At 66.4% G+C, this 17,036-nt stretch carries 15 protein-coding genes; 10 read left to right on the top strand and 5 right to left on the bottom strand.

Annotated features, from left to right (window positions below; translation table 11 throughout):
• Positions 1–131: 131 nt before the first annotated feature.
• The 8 genes from dnaA (at position 132) to murA (ending at position 12,349) form a co-directional block, all read left to right on the top strand.
• On the top strand, positions 132–1,541 hold the full coding sequence (dnaA, locus tag I6F33_RS28575; RefSeq protein WP_036024069.1) for a chromosomal replication initiator protein DnaA: 1,410 nt from the start codon (positions 132–134) through the stop codon (positions 1,539–1,541).
• 258 nt (positions 1,542–1,799) lie between these two features.
• Positions 1,800–2,918 carry a DNA polymerase III subunit beta gene (gene dnaN / locus I6F33_RS28570; protein WP_036002613.1) on the top strand — a complete coding sequence of 373 codons (1,119 nt, stop codon included), beginning with the start codon at positions 1,800–1,802 and terminating at the stop codon, positions 2,916–2,918.
• A 161-nt stretch (positions 2,919–3,079) separates the two neighbouring features.
• The gene (recF, locus tag I6F33_RS28565) at positions 3,080–4,255 is read left to right on the top strand and encodes a DNA replication/repair protein RecF (RefSeq protein ID WP_225144814.1); all 1,176 of its coding nucleotides are present in this window, start codon (positions 3,080–3,082) and stop codon (positions 4,253–4,255) included.
• A gap of 81 nt (positions 4,256–4,336) precedes the next feature.
• Positions 4,337–5,071, top strand: coding sequence for a hypothetical protein (locus tag I6F33_RS28560; protein ID WP_225144813.1), 735 nt, complete (start codon positions 4,337–4,339; stop codon positions 5,069–5,071).
• 119 nt (positions 5,072–5,190) lie between these two features.
• Positions 5,191–7,362 (top strand): hypothetical protein, encoded by a 2,172-nt coding sequence (locus I6F33_RS28555; RefSeq protein WP_225144878.1) that lies wholly within the window; start codon positions 5,191–5,193, stop codon positions 7,360–7,362.
• A 387-nt stretch (positions 7,363–7,749) separates the two neighbouring features.
• The gene (gene gyrB / locus I6F33_RS28550; protein WP_036024084.1) at positions 7,750–10,185 is read left to right on the top strand and encodes a DNA topoisomerase (ATP-hydrolyzing) subunit B; all 2,436 of its coding nucleotides are present in this window, start codon (positions 7,750–7,752) and stop codon (positions 10,183–10,185) included.
• Positions 10,186–10,459: 274 nt separating this feature from the next.
• Positions 10,460–10,927 (top strand): hypothetical protein, encoded by a 468-nt coding sequence (locus I6F33_RS28545; RefSeq protein ID WP_225144812.1) that lies wholly within the window; start codon positions 10,460–10,462, stop codon positions 10,925–10,927.
• 129 nt (positions 10,928–11,056) lie between these two features.
• Positions 11,057–12,349: a UDP-N-acetylglucosamine 1-carboxyvinyltransferase gene (gene murA, locus I6F33_RS28540; RefSeq protein WP_225144811.1), complete on the top strand. Its 1,293-nt coding sequence runs from the start codon at positions 11,057–11,059 to the stop codon at positions 12,347–12,349.
• 6 nt (positions 12,350–12,355) lie between these two features.
• On the opposite strand, the gene I6F33_RS28535 is transcribed toward murA, so the two are convergent.
• The 5 genes from I6F33_RS28535 to I6F33_RS28515 form a co-directional block, all read right to left on the bottom strand.
• A complete protein-coding gene (locus I6F33_RS28535; protein WP_225144810.1) occupies positions 12,356–12,658 on the bottom strand; it encodes a cysteine rich repeat-containing protein in 303 nt (100 codons plus the stop codon).
• A gap of 78 nt (positions 12,659–12,736) precedes the next feature.
• A complete protein-coding gene (locus tag I6F33_RS28530; RefSeq protein WP_225144809.1) occupies positions 12,737–13,180 on the bottom strand; it encodes a periplasmic heavy metal sensor in 444 nt (147 codons plus the stop codon).
• Positions 13,177–13,605 (bottom strand): hypothetical protein, encoded by a 429-nt coding sequence (locus tag I6F33_RS28525; RefSeq protein WP_225144808.1) that lies wholly within the window; start codon positions 13,603–13,605, stop codon positions 13,177–13,179. The genes I6F33_RS28530 and I6F33_RS28525 overlap by 4 nt, the downstream gene beginning before the upstream one ends.
• Positions 13,602–14,222 (bottom strand): RNA polymerase sigma factor, encoded by a 621-nt coding sequence (locus tag I6F33_RS28520; protein ID WP_225144877.1) that lies wholly within the window; start codon positions 14,220–14,222, stop codon positions 13,602–13,604. The genes I6F33_RS28525 and I6F33_RS28520 overlap by 4 nt, the downstream gene beginning before the upstream one ends.
• Positions 14,223–14,246: 24 nt before the next feature.
• Entirely contained in the window at positions 14,247–14,969 is a 723-nt protein-coding gene (locus tag I6F33_RS28515) for an outer membrane protein (RefSeq protein WP_225144807.1), read from the bottom strand.
• 159 nt (positions 14,970–15,128) lie between these two features.
• Here I6F33_RS28515 and I6F33_RS28510 point away from each other — a divergent pair, with 159 nt between their 5' ends.
• The gene (locus I6F33_RS28510; RefSeq protein WP_225144806.1) at positions 15,129–16,529 is read left to right on the top strand and encodes an MATE family efflux transporter; all 1,401 of its coding nucleotides are present in this window, start codon (positions 15,129–15,131) and stop codon (positions 16,527–16,529) included.
• The gene (locus I6F33_RS28505; protein WP_036002662.1) at positions 16,526–17,014 is read left to right on the top strand and encodes a DUF2867 domain-containing protein; all 489 of its coding nucleotides are present in this window, start codon (positions 16,526–16,528) and stop codon (positions 17,012–17,014) included. The genes I6F33_RS28510 and I6F33_RS28505 overlap by 4 nt, the downstream gene beginning before the upstream one ends.
• Positions 17,015–17,036 lie beyond the last annotated feature (22 nt).

Here is a 17,036-nt window from a genome sequence, read left to right as displayed (position 1 = left end):
GTTCGCGCCGAACGGTCGAGCCATGCCCGACGATGGACTCGCTCGAGGTCGCGCCACTTCAGGGACCGTGGCAGGAACCCTGCATGGCGCTCACAAACGCAACTATATCTCTCAAGAGAAGTTTTCTGACGATGACAATGGAACAGGATCGCTGGTCACGCGTGAAGGGTCGGCTGCGTTCGAGCGTGGGCGAGGACGTCTACACAAGCTGGTTTGCGCGCATGGATCTGGAAGGCGTGCAGGACGAGAGCGTGCGGCTCTCGGTGCCGACGCGGTTCCTGAAGAGCTGGATTCAGGCCCATTATGCCGAGCGCGTGCTGTCGTGCTGGCAGGCCGAGATGCCGGAAGTGCATCGCATCGACCTCACGGTGCGGTCCGCCGTGCGCCCCTCGGCGCAGCCGAAGGAAGCGCCCGCGCCGGTCGAGGCGCGCCGCGCGCCGATGCCGGAATTGCGCTCGACCGCGACCGCGCCGGTCTCGGCCAATCACGACGCGCTCGGCGGCTCGCCGCTCGATCCGCGCCTGACCTTCGCGAGCTTCGTCGTCGGCCGCTCCAACACGCTGGCCCATGCGGCCGCGCGCCAGGTCGCCGAAGGGCGTCGTGGCGACCCCGTGATGTTCAACCCGCTCTACATCCATGCCGGCGTCGGCCTCGGCAAAACGCATCTCTTGCAGGCCGTGACCTGGGCCGGCAATTCCGGCAACGAGCGCAAGGTGCTGTATCTCACGGCCGAAAAATTCATGTATGGCTTCGTCGCCGCGCTGAAGACGCAGACGGCGCTGGCCTTCAAGGAAGCGCTGCGCGGCATCGACGTGCTTGTCATCGACGACCTCCAGTTCCTGCAGGGCAAGTCGACGCAGGCCGAGTTCTGCCACACGCTGAACGCGCTGATCGACGCCGGCCGCCAGGTCGTGATCGCGGCCGACCGTCCGCCGTCGGATCTGGAAAGCCTCGACGATCGCGTCCGCTCGCGGCTCGCCGGCGGGCTCGTGGTCGAGATGGGATCGCTCGGCGAGGAGCTGCGCCACGGCATCCTGAAGTCGCGCGTCGCGGCGGCCCGCGCCCATCATGCCACGTTCGAGGTGCCCGAGGAGGTGCTGCATTATCTGGCGCGCACCATCACCCATAACGGCCGCGACCTCGAAGGCGCGATCAACCGGCTGCTGGCGCATTCCAAGCTCAACAACCGGCCGGTGACGCTGGAGATGGCCGAGCACGAGGTGCGCGACCTGGTGCGGCCGCAGGAGCCGAAGCGGATCAAGATCGAGGACATCCAGCGCGTGGTGGCGCGGCAGTATAATGTCAGCCGCTCCGACCTCTTGTCCTCGCGCCGCACCGCCAACGTGGTGCGCCCGCGCCAGGTGGCGATGTATCTCGCCAAGACGCTGACGCTGCGCTCGCTGCCCGAGATCGGCCGCCGCTTCGGCGGACGCGACCACACCACGGTGCTGCACGCGGTGCGCAAGATCGAGGCGCTGGTCTCCAAGGACACCGCGCTGTCGGAGGAAGTGGAATCGCTGAAGCGCCAGCTTCAGGAATAAAGGCCTAGGGCTCCCGCCCTGCTCCCGCCGCCCCGGCTTGCCTGGGCGGCGTCTTCGTTTTGAGGCGGTAAATCGTGGGGAACTGGCCCCAATGCCTTGAATCTGCGGGCTATCCGCGCCACCTTGCGCGACCCAGACGGCTTTGGTCATATCGGCAGGAATGATCCGGCCGGCCGGGGTCTTCGATGCCGTGGCGCGCGTCCCGCCGCCCGGCCTTCTCAACGCTGTGTTTTCCTAAGGGATCGGGCGAGTAGTGCAATGAAGGTTACGGTCGAACGCGCACAACTGCTGAAGTCGCTGGGCCATGTCCACCGCGTGGTCGAGCGCCGCAACACGATCCCGATCCTCGGCAACGTGCTGGTGCGCGCCGAGAACGCGAAATTGTCGCTGAAGGCGACCGACCTCGACCTCGAAGTGACCGAGACGCTGCCGGCGGAAACCGCGACCGCGGGTTCCACCACCGTGCCGGCGCACATGTTCTACGACATCGTGCGCAAGCTGCCGGACGGCTCGCAGATCGTGCTGGAGGCCGACGGCGACCGCGCCGTGCTCGCGATCCGCGCCGGCCGCTCGCGCTTCACGCTGCAGACGCTGCCGGAGAACGATTTCCCGGATCTGGCCGCCGGCGACATGTCGCATTCGTTCTCGCTCGCCGCCAAGGACGTCAAGCGGCTGATCGACCGCACCCAGTTTGCGATCTCGACCGAGGAGACGCGCTATTACCTCAACGGCATCTATCTGCATGCCGCCGGCACGCCAAAGGCCGCCACCCTGCGCGGTGTCGCCACCGACGGTCACCGCCTCGCCCAGCTCGACCTGGTGCAGCCGAAGGGCGCCGAGGGCATGCCCGGCGTGATCGTGCCGCGCAAGACGGTCGGCGAGGTGCAGCGCCTGATCGAGGACACCGAGGCCGAGATGACGATCGAGCTGTCGCAGGCCAAGATCCGGTTCACCATCGGCAACGTCGTGCTGACCTCGAAGCTGATCGACGGCACCTTCCCCGATTACGGCCGCGTCATTCCGCAGAACAACGACAAGGAGCTCGTCGTCGACAAGAAGGATTTCGAGAACGCGGTCGACCGCGTCTCCACGATTTCGAGCGAGCGCGGCCGCGCGGTCAAATTGTCGCTGTCGGCGGGCAAGCTGGTGCTGTCGGTGACCAATCCGGATTCCGGCAGCGCGACCGAAGAGCTCGAGGTCGAATACGCCTCCGACGCGCTCGATATCGGTTTCAACTCCCGCTATCTGCTCGACATCGCCGCCCAGATCGAAGGCGACGTCGCCACGCTCCGCCTCGCCGACCCCGGCTCGCCGACCTTGGTGCAGGACCGCGACGACAAGAGCGCGCTGTACGTGCTGATGCCGATGCGGGTGTGAGACCTACCGGCATCCACACCTGTCACTACATCGTCATGGCCGGCGTAGCCGTCCGAAAGGACGGCGTCGCTTTGCTCCGCCTATGTCCCGGCCATCCACGTCTTCGGAGCCAAGAACGTGGATGCCCGGCACAAGGCCGGGCATGACGGAAAACGGATCTCATGACCCCCTCCCGCATTTATCGGCTGACGCTGACGCATTTTCGCAATTACCGGGCGGCGGGGCTCGAGACGGCGGCTGATCTGGTGGCGCTGGTCGGGCCGAACGGGGCGGGCAAGACCAATTGCATCGAGGCGATCTCGTTCCTGTCGCCGGGCCGCGGCCTGCGCCGGGCGACGCTGGAGGATGTCGCCGACAACCAGGGCGACGGCTCCTGGGCGGTGTCGGCGCAGGTCGAGGGCGCGCTGGGGCTCGCCACGCTCGGCACCGGCATCGATGCGCCGCGCGCGGATACCACGGTGAGCCGGCGCTGCCGCATCGACCGCGAGCCGGTGGGCTCGGCCAGCGTCTTCGGCGATCATATCCGCATGGTGTGGCTGACGCCGGCGATGGACGGGCTGTTCATGGGCGCAGCGTCCGAACGGCGGCGCTTCTTCGACCGTCTCGTGCTCGCCATCGACAGCGAGCATTCCAGCCGCATCAACGCGCTCGAGCGCTCCTTGCGCTCGCGCAACCGCCTGCTGGAGACGCGCAATTACGACGACCATTGGTGCGACGCGATCGAGCGCGAGACGGCCGAACTCGCCGTCGCGGTGGCGGCCACGCGCGGCCAGACCGCGGCAAGGCTCACCGGCATGCTCAACGCGCGCGCACAGGCATCCGCATTTCCGTCCGCTCAGATCGCGCTCGACGGCTGGATGGAGAATGCGCTGCTCGAGGAGACCGCGACGTCGGTCGAGGACCGCTACCGCCAGATCCTGCGCGACAACCGCCCGCGCGATGCGATCGCCGGCCGCACCACCGACGGCCCGCATCTCACCGACCTCCAGGTGATCTACGCGCCCAAGAGCATGCCGGCGCGCGATGCCTCCACCGGCGAGCAGAAGGCGCTGCTGATCGGCCTCGTGCTGGCGCATGCGAGCCTGGTCGCCGAGATGACCGGCATCGTGCCGCTGCTGCTGCTCGACGAGGTGGTTGCGCATCTCGATCCGAACCGCCGGGCGGCGCTGTTCGATGAGCTGAAGAAGCTCGGCGCGCAGGTGTGGCTGACCGGTGCGGATCCTGCCGCCTTCGCCGAGATCGGCGCGGGGGGCGAAGTGTTTGACGTCGAGAGCGGACGAGTCTCGGCCCGCGCCCAGGCCGCCGCATTGAACCCGCCTGTTCCAGATCGCGACTAGCTGCTTGAGGCCGCAAGAAGCGGCCATCGCGCAGCACTCGGACATGCGCGATATCCTTCGCGATATTTTTGGAGCATGAGCATGACGGCGGTGAGGCATGGGGCGCAAGCTCCGGCACGATGGCAGTTGTTTGCGTGCGGCTTCGCCCTGTTTGCGATGTGCATGCTCGCGGCCAGCGCCGGTGCCTCGCTGCCGCATCTGTTTCCGACGCCGCTCACGCTGGATTCCGATGCCAAGCTGCCCGCACCGACCCGCTATACTTACAGGGGGATCCACACCACGCTGATGCAGGGCGTCGACGCGCCGCTCCGCGTCAGGCTGGAGGCCACCGTGCCCGCGGGGCTCAGCGACGTGCTCGCCTTCTACCGGACCGAGCTTCGCAAGCTCGGCTGGCAAGAGCAGCATGATGGCGCCGTGATCAATGCCGATCACATCCGGCTCGCCTTCGTCTCGCCGCTGGGGCCGGCCGCGCTGAAGCTCGACCGCAAGGATTCCGGCACCTCGGTTCATCTGGTGCAGAAGAACGCGGACATGGCGACAAAGGCGAACGTGCTGCCCGAGCCCGGCCAGGCGAAGCTGGTGTTCAGCAATATCGGCGACAAGGAAGCGGTCCTCACCATCAACGAGCGGACCATCCCGCGCCCGGCCGGCGCGAACGCCGTCGCGCTGGACCTCGCGCCGGGCGAATATTCGTACAGGCTGGGCGTCCCGGGCCAACCCGCCACCACGAGCATCCTCACCGTCGCCGCCGGCGACACCTGGGAGCTCACGGTCGGGCGCGACGGTGACGCCTGGCCGCCGTTGCAGCTGTACTGAGCCTGTTGAACCTCTCCGGTTCCCGGCGCGACTTCTCGTCTGAGGCCGCACCGACGGCGCCGCAGCCCGCCAATGCGCAAGGGCATGACGACCCGCGCGACATCCAGGAGTTTTTGACGATGCCGATGATCCGGCGCGGGGCGCAAGTCCCGGCAAGATGGCTGCTGCTTGCCTGCGGCATTCTCGCGATAGTGATCCCCTCGCGTCCCGCCGGCGCGGCAGACGACGGCATCGTCGACGTCCATACGCTGCCGCGGCTCGACGGCGCGGTGGAGGACACTTCGCGTCCCGACACCTATCGCGTGATCTACACCGTGCCGACCCCGCTTGCCGGCACGTCGGACGCCACCAGGAAGCTGCTGAGCGCCGACGGCTGGGTGCCCTATGTGTATCCCCTGGATGAGAGAAGCGCAGCGTTGACCTTCAAGAAGGGACGGCAGGGGCTGCGCGTTTCCTTCACACAGGCGCGCGGGCGACCCGACCAGTCCGCCGTGTTCTACACGCCGAACCGGATCTATGCGAACGTGCCCTTTCCGGAAGGCGCGATCGATCTCGTGTTCGACGAGACCCGGCCCTATCTCAGCTGCATTGCGCCCGGCGCGCTCGATGCGACCGCAGCATTCTTTACCAAGGACATGGCGGCGATGGGGTGGCGCAAGCTGAACCCAGAGACGGCCTTGCGCTGGCCGAACGCCGATCTTGCCGGGACCGTTCCGAACGGCGTTCGCGTCTTCTACGACCACCCCGATCGCGACGCGACGCACGTCTACCAGAAGCCGGTGATGCTGACCCTGACGCGCCGCGACGATGGCCGCACCAATGTCGAGATCCGGGTCGCGCCGTTCGCGCTGCCGGAGGTGCTCGAGGCCGACGACGACATGGCCGGCCTGCCGCGGCCGAAGCCGACCAAATCTGCGCGGGGCCTCGGCAGCGCCAGCTCGAACAAGCGCGAGATCTCGGCCGCGGCGATCGCCGAGCTGCCCGCCGTGCGCGCCTTCTATCAGCGCGAGCTCGCCGCGCGCGGCTGGCAGGAGGATGGCAGCGCACCGCTCGCGCCCGGCGACGAGGTGGCGATCAAGATCTCCAACTCTGATGAAACCGGCGTGCTGCGGCTCGGCCGCAAATATGATTTCACCATGGTCAGCCTGACCGCGCAGGTGAAGGAATCCGCGCTCGCCGCCCGCGCCAAGGCGAAGAAGGAGGCCGACGCGCGGTTCCTGAGCGATGCCTTGGGCACGGCTCAGCAGCTCATTGCGGCCGATGATATCAGGCGCAAGACGCAGGCCGCCTCCCTGTCGGACGCCCCGCTCACCGCGCTCACCGCGCTCGCTGACAGCAAGACGCCGGTGCCGCTGCCCGAAAACGCCGAAGCCGTGACGTTCGAAGGCGGCGACGGCCACCTGGAATTCTCCTCGGCGTCGAGCGTGAAGGCGCTCAGCAGCTTCTATCGGACGGCGCTGAAGAGCTCGGGCTGGAAGGAGCAGCCCTCCGTCATCAACCAGCCGAACATGGCGGTGATGGCGTTCTCGAAGGGCGGCAAGTCGATCTCGATGACGGTGATGCAGATGGGCCCGAAGGTGAATGTCCGCGCCGACGGATCGGGCCTGGTGACGGAAGCGGCCAAGGCTGCGGCCGGCGCGGAGGTGGAGGTTCAGGCCAAATCCGCCGAGCCGCTCAAACCCGATCCTGAGTCCCCGCTGCCGGTGCCGACGCAGCGTTCGTCGAAATCGCTCGCCACCACCAAGATACCCGGAGGCGAAGCGCCGCTCCGCCGCGAGCTCGAGGCCCGCATCCCCGCTTCGCTCGACGAGGTCCTCGCCTTCTACCGGGCCGAGCTTGCAAAGCTGGGCTGGCAGGAGAAGACCGACGGCGCAGCCGTGTCCGCGGAACGCGCGCAGATCGACTTCACCTCGCCGCAAGGTCCCGCCGTGCTCAAGCTCGGCCGCGCCAAGGGCGAGACCACGGTCAGCCTGGCGCAGAAGAATGCCGATGCCGCGGCCAAGGCCGAGATCATGCCGAAGGCGGGACAAGCGCGGCTCATGCTCGGAAACATGGCAGCGAACGAGGTCGCGCTGACGATCAACAAGCAGACGGTGAAGATCGCAGCCGGCGCCGGCGGCCCGCAATCACCGAAAGGCCCGATGCTCGACCTACCGCCCGGCAAATACGTGTACGCGTTGCGCCTGCCCGGCCGCCCTGCGCGTAGCGAGTCCCTGACCGTTGCCGCCGGCGAGGCCTGGGGCCTTCTGGTGGGCCCGAGCGGCGACGTGCTGCCGCTGCAGATGTATTGAGGCTGCACGCTTTCAGATTCGCGGTATCGTCATGGCCGGGCTTGTCCCGGCCATCCACGTCTTCCGCGACGCCAAGAACGTGGATGCCAGGACAAGGCCGGGCATGACGGCGATCGATGAATCAGTTTCAGGTGCCCCAAAACCACTCTTCCTGGCCCCGCAAAATCCACGGCTTTTCGAGGCAAAAAACTGCCCTCGAATCGGGCTTTTTGCGGCGCCCAGAATCGGCCCTCCGGCGCCTTGAAAACCGGCCGAAAAACCCTATCTGCTCAAAGGGTTGCCGGAGGATACTTTGCGCTAGGCGCAAGCGGTCTTTCATGGCACAAATAGCCCCGCAAATCAGCGCCTTTTGCGCCGCTGATTCGGGCGACATCTCGAAGGCCTCTCATGACAGAACCTGCTCGGCAGCACGCTGCCGAAAACGAGCCCTCCAACGCGAGCGATTACGGCGCGGAATCGATCCGCGTGCTCAAGGGACTCGATGCCGTCCGCAAGCGCCCGGGCATGTATATCGGCGATACCGACGACGGCTCGGGCCTGCACCACATGGTCTACGAGGTCGTCGATAACGCCATCGACGAAGCGCTCGCCGGCCATGCCTCGCGCGTCGAGGTGATCCTCAACGCGGATAATTCCGTCACCGTGCGCGACGACGGCCGCGGCATTCCCGTCGACATCCACAAGGGCGAAGGCATCTCGGCGGCCGAGGTCATCATGACCCAGCTGCACGCCGGCGGTAAGTTCGACCAGAACTCCTACAAGGTCTCCGGCGGCCTGCACGGCGTCGGCGTCTCCGTCGTCAACGCGCTGTCGAGCAAGCTCGGCTTGCGCATCTGGCGCGACAACAAGGAGCACTATATCGAGTTCGCCCACGGCGATGCCGTGGCACCGCTCAAGGTCGTCGGCGATGCCCCGGGCAAGCGCGGCACCGAGGTGACGTTCCTGGCCTCGACCGAGACCTTCAAGAACATCGAATACGACTTCGCCACGCTCGAGCATCGCTTACGCGAGCTCGCCTTCCTCAATTCCGGCGTCAACATCGTGCTCTCCGACATGCGCCACGCGGTCGAGAAGCGCGAGGAGATGTTCTATTCCGGCGGCGTCGAGGAGTTCGTCAAATATCTCGACCGCAACAAGAAGGCCCTGGTGCCGGCGCCGATCATGGTGCGCTCGGAAGCCAACGGCATCGGCGTCGAGGCCGCTTTGTGGTGGAACGACAGCTACCACGAGAACGTGCTGTGCTTCACCAACAACATCCCGCAACGCGACGGGGGCACCCATCTCGCCGGCTTCCGCGGCGCGCTGACGCGCCAGGTCAACGGCTATGCCGAGGCCAATGCCAAGAAGGAAAAGATCGCGCTGACCGGCGACGATTGCCGCGAAGGGCTCACCGCCGTTCTCTCGGTGAAGGTGCCCGATCCGAAGTTTTCGTCGCAAACCAAGGACAAGCTGGTGTCCTCGGAAGTGCGCCCCGTCGTCGAGAACGTCCTTAACGAGGCGCTTGCCGCCTGGTTCGAGGAGCACCCGAGCGAAGCCAAGATGATCGTCGGCAAGGTGATCCAGGCCGCGGCGGCCCGTGAAGCTGCGCGAAAAGCGCGCGAGCTGACGCGCAAGAGCCCGCTCTCGGTCTCCTCGCTGCCGGGCAAGCTCGCCGACTGCCAGGAAAAGGATCCGGCCAAGTCCGAGCTCTTCATCGTCGAGGGCGACTCGGCAGGCGGCAGCGCCAAGCAGGGCCGCAACCGCGAGTTCCAGGCCGTCCTGCCGCTCCGCGGCAAGATCCTGAACGTCGAGCGCGTGCGTCCCGACAAGATGCTGTCGTCAGAGCAGATCGGCACGCTGATCACCGCGCTCGGCACCGGCATCAGCGACGAGTTCTCGGTCGAGAAGCTGCGCTATCACAAGATCATCGTGATGACGGACGCCGACGTCGACGGCGCCCACATCCGCACGCTGCTGCTGACGTTCTTCTACCGGCAGATGCGCGACATCATCGATGGCGGCTATCTCTATATCGCCCAGCCGCCGCTCTATAAGGTCTCACGCGGCAAGTCCGAGCAGTACCTGAAGGACGAGCGGGCGCTGGAAGACTATCTCATCGACGCCGGCCTCGATGATTGCGTGTACATCCCCGGCACCGGCGGCGACCGCTCCGGGCGCGATCTGCGCGCGCTGGTCGATGACGCCCGCGTAGTCCGCAGCGTCCTGCGCAACCTGCACAGCCGCTATAATCGCAAGGTGGTCGAGCAGGCCGCCATCACCGGCGTGCTGAACAAGGAGATCTACGGCGATCCCGAGAAGGCGGCGGCCGCCGCGCAATACATCGCGAGCCGGCTGGACAACCAGGCCGAGGAGGTCGAGCGCGGCTGGGTCGGACAATTCATCGAGGGCCAGGGCTTCCTATTCGAGCGCACCGTGCGCGGCGTCAAGGAAGCCGCCGTCATCGACGATGCGCTGCTTGGCTCGGCCGAGGCGCGCAAGCTCGACGAATACACGACCAAGCTCCAGGACGTTTACGCCCGCTCCGGCAAGCTACGGCGCAAGGATTCAGAGCACGTGGTCCACGGCCCGGTCGATCTGTTCGAGGCCGTGACCGATTCGGGTCGCAAGGGCATCAGCCTGCAGCGCTATAAAGGCCTCGGCGAGATGAACCCGGAGCAGCTCTGGGAGACGACGCTCGACACCGAGGCACGCTCGCTGCTCCAGGTGAAGGTCAAGGAGGTCGACGAGGCCGACGACATCTTCACCAAGCTGATGGGCGACGTCGTCGAGCCGCGCCGCGATTTCATTCAGGAACATTCGCTGAGCGCGACGATCGATATTTGAGGGCGGCTGGCTTTGGATTGATCTGCTGGCCAAGCACTCGCTGCACCTCTCCCGCTTGCGGGAGAGGTCGACACGCTCGCAGAGCGTGGCGGGTGAGGGCTTCCTCCTCTAGGGGATTGTCCCGTGTGGAGAGACCCTCTCCCCCGCCCTCCCCCGCAAGCGGGGGAGGGGGCGCACCACCTTCGTGGCAACACCGCCCCTGAACCTCCCCACCCGCCATCGCGACGAAACGGCATGCCCCCGCAAGGCCAGTTCCGGCCGGGAAGCTCGCGCCATGACCGCCTCTGCAACGCCCAGTTCCGCTATGCCCTCACGCCGCCTCGGCATCATCGGCAGCATCGTCGGTGTGCTGGCGTTGATGGCGGCGGTGCTGCCGCATTGGGTCGTGCCGATCGTGTTTCCGCCGCCGCCGGCGGACAAGGTGATCGTCGACACCGGACATCGCATCAAGGACCGCATCGTCGCGAAGGTGAAGGGCGTGGAGTTCAAGGCTCCGGACCTCGAGAAATCGGCTGGACGAAGCTGGAGTGATATCGCATCGGTCACGGCGATCTCGCTCGGCCTGCTCGCCATCCTGCTGTCGGTGCTCTCGCTGATCTTTCGGGAGGAACGGCTCCTTGCCGCTGTCGCCGCCGCACTCGGCACCGGCGCCATCGCCATCGAAATCTCCTTCTTCCTGATGGGCGTCCTGATCCTGATCGCGTTCCTCTATGTGGTCGGGAGTATCATCGGGTTGTTCTGAGGGCGGGTCCTGCCACAAGCGACGGACGGACGTGTGCGGGTCCCAGCCGGCACAATTGCTCCCGCGCTCAAATCTCTGTAGTTTCCGCCCGAAACAGGCCCTCCCACTCAACAGGACAGCGAGAACCCCGTGGCGCCCATCCAATACATCGTCGAGGGCGGTCACCGGCTCTCGGGCTCGATCGAGCCGTCCGGCAATAAGAATTCGGCGCTACCGATCATCGCCGCCGCGCTGCTGACCGAGCATCCGGTCGTGCTGGAGAACGTGCCGCGGATCCGCGACACCGAGACGCTGGTCGAGCTGGTCCGCTCGGTCGGCGCGTCGGCCGAATGGTCCGCGCGCAACACGCTTCACATCCACGCCAAGAGCATCCGCGCCGCCGACCTCGACCCCGAGCTGTGCGTGCGCATTCGCGCCTCGATCCTGCTCGCCGGGCCGCTGCTCGCCCGCTGCGGCGAGGTGATGCTGCCGCCGCCGGGCGGCGACGTCATCGGCCGCCGGCGACTGGACACGCATGTGCTCGCGCTGGAGCAGCTCGGCGCCAAGGTCACCGCGACCGATCGGCTCGAATTCCGCGCGCCAAAGCTCGCGGGCGCGGACGTGTTCCTGGACGAGCCGAGCGTCACCGCCACCGAGAACGCGCTGGTCGCGGCGGTCGCCGCCGACGGCATCACCTATTTGCGCAACGCGGCCTCCGAGCCGCATGTGCAGGACCTCGCCAATTTCCTGGTCGCGCTCGGCGCCAGGATCGAAGGCATCGGCACCAACACCATGATCATCCATGGTCAAGCGACGCTCGGCGGGACGACGTACCGGATCCAGCCCGACCACATCGAGGTCGGCTCGCTGATCGGGCTTGCCACCGTGACGCGCTCGCCCTTGCGCATCGCGCGCGCGGGCGTCGAGCATCTGCGCTCGATCCGCATGGGCTTCGAGCGGCTCGGCATCGTCTGCCGAATCGAGGGCGATGATCTTATCGTGCCCTCCAACCAGACATTGAAGATCCAGGACGATTTCGGCGGCCATGTGCCCAAGCTGGAGGACCAGCCTTGGCCGGCCTTCCCGGCCGACCTGATGTCGATCGCCATTGTCACCGCCACGCAATGCGAGGGCGTGATCCTGATGTTCGAGAAGATGTTCGAATCCAGGATGTTCTTCGTCGACAAGCTGATCGCGATGGGCGCGCGCATCGTGCTGTGCGACCCGCACCGCGCCATCATCGCCGGCCCCAGCCGCCTGCACGGCGCGACGATGACCTCGCCCGATATCCGCGCCGGCATGGCGATGCTGCTCGCGGCGGTGTGCGCCGAGGGAACCTCGACCATCAACAACGCCGACCAGATCGAGCGCGGCTATGAGCGCATCGAGGAGCGGCTGAACGCGCTTGGCGCGAAGATCAAGCGCGTGCCGGAGCGGAGCTAACCTGTTCTATTTTGGCGGATTCGCGTCGAAGGCCTGTTTGCAGGCCGCGGACAAGCTCGCGTAATTGTCGCCGAGGCATTTGCGGATGCGGCCGCTCCCGGGCATGGTGCCGGCGCAGAACCGTGAATAGTCTGCCTTGCAGGCCTGCTTTGCCTCACTCCGCGCATCGCCTGCGGAGGCTTGTGAAAGAAACAGCACGAGAAGTGCGATCAGACTCGCGGCCGCAAGCCCCGCACGCACGTAGACGGCCGCCCGATGCGAGAACCTCACCACCGGTCCGCTTGCCGCCCGGCCAAATCGTTGCACCATGTCACCTCCATCAATTCGCAGACATCGATGTAGGTGATACGTCTGGACGGGCCGAATCCCTCGTTCACTCTGCGCGGCTCAGCGAAAATAGCCGCCGACGAGTTGTCGGCGTCCTTTCGTTGAAATTCGTTCCAGCATCTCGACGAAGGTCGAGACGACGAGGTCGCCAATCTTCACGCGCTTGTCGCGGGCATCCTTCACGGCTGCTTCCAGCTCGGCCTTGTCGAGATTCGTCTGCGCCGCCGTTTTCATCGCCTTCATCAACGCGAGCCGGTACTCGGCCTGGAGCGGGGCCAGCTCCGCCTCCTTGCCGCGATAGATGCTCCACAGGATCTCCGCGTCTTCCGCCGGAAGTCTTTCGGCGACACGCTCGATCATGCGTAGCGGCACGGCTGCGCCCGGTCGAAAGCCGCCGGGTAGCAGCCATTGCGCCGAGACATAGGTAAACAGGGCGACGTTGACGCACAGCGACAGCAGCATGAGCGCCCGCCAGGGAGTGGACCATTCTCGCCGGAACTTCATTGCACCGATCCCAAACCGATTGAGTAGACGTCGAAGACGCCGCTCATGACGGACAACGGGTCCGACGCCGAATGGACATAGGGCATCGCCCCCGCCAGCCACACGCCGACGATCGCGGAGCAGGCGAGACTTGCGGCGGGAACGAGCGTGGGCCAGCGCAGCAGGCGTCGATACCATGCCGGCCGATGCTGCTGCGGGACCGCGGCGAGCCGCTGCAGGACGAGCAGGCTCGAACGATCCGCCCTCGCCTCGTCGATCTCCGGGGCCACCGCGAGCAGGCGATCGAGCCGTCCCTGCTCATCCAGGAGGGCCGCGCCTTCCGCACTTGCCGCAAATCGCCGCGCGGCCTCGCGCGTTGCCGCGGGCCAACGCTCGACATCGCCTCCCCATGTCTCGGCCAATCGTCTGAACTGATCCGGCGTCATGCGTAGCTCCCTGTCTCCTGTATTTTCTGGACGTTTGCTTTCAGCGCCGTGCGGGCACGGCCCAGCAGCGATTCGAACGCCTTGGCGCTGACGTCCATCGCCTTGGCGGCCTCCTCGCCGCTCAATCCCTCCATGTGGAAGAGCGCGATCGCGCCGCGCTGCCGGTCCGACAGGCCGGCCATCGCGCGATTGAGAAGACTGAGCTCCTCATCCGCGATCAGCCGCTCGACGGCGTGCGGTCCCATGTCGGGTACGTCGCCGGCGTCTTCGAGCGGCAGGAACGTTCGCCGCCGCGTGCGATCGAAGGTCAGGTTGAGGACGATGCGGTAGAGCCAGGTCGTAAACTTCGCAACCTGCGGATCGAACGAGGCTGCGTGCGTCCAGACCCGCATGAACGCCTCCTGGCCGATGTCGTCGGCCTCGGCCGGGTCGCGCACGATCCGCTCCGCGACCCGCAGCGCCCGAGGCATATGGCGCCGCATGAGGACGCGAAACGCATGCTGCCGCTGCGCCGAAACCTCCGCCATCAAGGCCTCGTCCGATGGCTCTTCCATCACATCATCTGTTGCTCTGGCCTGCGGACATCGTAGCCGAGAATTGCGAACCGATCCTACCAGGCGATAGCCGCCTCCAACCGAGCATCAAAAGCGCCAATAGACTCCGGCTCGCACCGTGTGCGTGTCGAGCCGGGACTCGCGCGCGCCGAAGGTCGTCGCGCCGACCGTCTGGGCGGCCAGCGTCTTCGAGCCGTAATTGTCATAGAGATATTCGAGCCGGACCGAGGCCTGCGGTGCGAAGCGGAATTCCCCGCCCGCTCCGATCGACCAGCCGATCCGTGTATCGCTCCAGCTCGCAACGGCCCCGATCCCATTGTCGAACGCCTTGCTCTCGACGCCCGCGACGGCAAGGCCACCGGCGGCGAACAGCAGCGTGCGGTCGAAAGCATAGCCGATCCGTCCACGGAGACGGCTGTTCCAATTGACCGCGGATTGAAGCTGCGTGACCGCGGGTGTCGGCGCAAAGCCGGTATCGATCGTCGTGCGCGCATCGACGAAGTTCACGTCGCCCTCGAGCCCGGCGACGATCCGGCCCCATTGCGCCGAGAAGCCCGCCGTTGCACCGACGATCGCGCCCTTCGGATCGACAAAGTGGAATTCACCCGTCGCGGGCAGCGAGATCTCGGAGCGGCCCGAAAGATAGCCGGCCTGAACGCCGAAATAGGGCCCCGCCCAGCTCAGCAGGGCTGCCGACGCCGCCGGCGGTGCTGCGGGCAGCCTCAGGTCGGCCGCTGCAGCGGCGCCGGCACCCAGGATGGCAGAACCGATGAACAGTGCGGCAAACGTCAGTCTAAATCTCGTTATCATACTCAATTCCCAATGTGAGACCGGCCCAGATTCGCCGCACATGACGAATACGGTGCAACCCGACCTTTCCTTCGCCTGAGCCCCCGCCTTTTTTCAGCGGCACCCGCCCTCACATTTCTTTGCCGTTACTTCGCCGATCGAGGCTGCTATGTCCCCGGCATGACCGAGCTTTTGGATACCAAACGGCGGTACCGGGCACGCCTGGACGCACGGCAGAACCATCTTGCCGAAGAATTCATCGAGACGCTGCGCCTCGCCGTGCCGCTGATGCTGACGCAGCTCGGCCAGATCGCGATGATCACGACCGATCTTGCGATGATCGGCCGGCTCGGCGAGGAGGCGGTGGCCGCGGCGGCGCTGGCCCATACGGTCTATTTCGTCAGCTTCACGTTCGGGCTCGGATTGACGTCCGCAGTGTCGCCGCTGGCGGCGCAGGCGTTCGGCGCCGGCGACGTCAGGCGCATTCGGCGCTCCTTGCGCGTCGGTCTGTGGGCCGCGCTGCTGATTTCGCTGCCGATGATGGCCTCGCCGCTCTATGGCGAGCAGATTTTGCTCGCGCTCGGTCAAACGCCGCACTCGGCCGCGCTGGCGCAGCACTATCTGAACGGCCTTGCCTGGGGCATCGCACCGGCGCTCGGATTCATCGCGCTGCGCAGCATGATGAGCGCGGTGAACCGACCGCAGGCGCCGCTGTGGATCACACTGGCGGCGATCCCGGTCAATGCCGCGCTGGTCTATGCCCTGATCCACGGCCTGTTCGGCCTGCCCGAGCTCGGCCTGTTCGGCGCGGGGCTTGCGACCACGCTGGTCAATCTCGGCACCTTCCTCGCCGCGCTCGCGATCGCCGGGCTGCGCAAGCCGTTCGCGGACTATCGTCCGCTCGCCCACTTCTGGCGGATCGACTGGCCCCTGATGCGCCAGCTGATCGCGATCGGCGCGCCGATCTCGTTTTCGCTGCTGCTGGAATATGGCCTGTTCTCCTCGGCCGCGCTGCTGATGGGCCTGATCTCGACCACCGCGATTGCCGCGCACCAGATCGCGCTCCAGGTCACCGCCGTGCTGTTCATGGTGCCGCTCGGCATCGGCATGGCGGCGACCGTGCGGGTCGGTCATGCCTTCGGCCGCAATGATCCGGCGGCGGTGAAGCGCGCAGGGCTCGTCGCAGCCGTGCTCGGCCTCGCGCTGGTCTCCGCGCTGACGATCGCCATTGTGATCGGTCGCTATCAGCTCGGCCGGCTGTTCTTCGGCGCCGGCAGCGAAAGTGCGGCCACCGTCGAGCTGACGGCAACGCTGCTGCTGGTCGGGGCCAGCTTCTTCATCGCCGACGGCCTGCAGACCATCATGGGCGGCGCGCTGCGCGGCATCAACGACACCAAGATGACCCTGCTGTTCGCCGCGATCGGCTATTGGGGCGTCTCTTTTCCCATCGGCTGGTTGCTGGCGTTCCACACAGGGCTGGGCGCGATCGGCGTCTGGATCGGATTCTCGATCGGCACGTTCGTCTATGCCGGGCTCCTGATCTTGCGCTTCCGGATGCTGACGCGCAAAATGGCGGGATGATCGGGACGGTCCGCGAAGTCGCGCCTGAAGTCGATGCCGATGCGCTGCTCGCCGGCGCGCAGTTCATCGACGCGTTTTGCGTGGACATCGGCGCCGCGGCGGTGAATGCCCGCGAAGCCTGCACCAGGATGGTGCTGCACGGGCCGCGCTGGATCGACGCACTGCTGCGCCTGCGCAACATTCTGGTGAGGCCGTTCGGGCTGAAGACATCGGGCGAAGGCGCCCCGGCGCCGGGCGGCATGATCGGCCTGTTTCCGGTGCTGAGCGAGACGCCGGAGCAGCTGGTCGCGGGCTTCGATGATTCGCACCTCGATTTCCGCATCGTGGTCGACGTTTCAGGCAATGCCGCGCGCCGGCAGGTGACCTCGACCACGCTGGTGCGCACGCACAACCTGCTCGGCCGGACCTATCTTGCGCTGATCATGCCCTTCCACAAGCTCGTGGTCCGCAACATGATGGGACGCATCGTGGAGACGGCCCGATGAACTGTGCGGGCCGACATTGAAC

It is taken from the genome of Bradyrhizobium sp. BRP20, assembly GCF_020194215.1.
Lineage (GTDB): Bacteria > Pseudomonadota > Alphaproteobacteria > Rhizobiales > Xanthobacteraceae > Bradyrhizobium > Bradyrhizobium yuanmingense.
The sequence above is the reverse complement of the archived record's forward strand: the minus strand, read 5'-3'. Positions and strand labels throughout refer to the sequence as shown.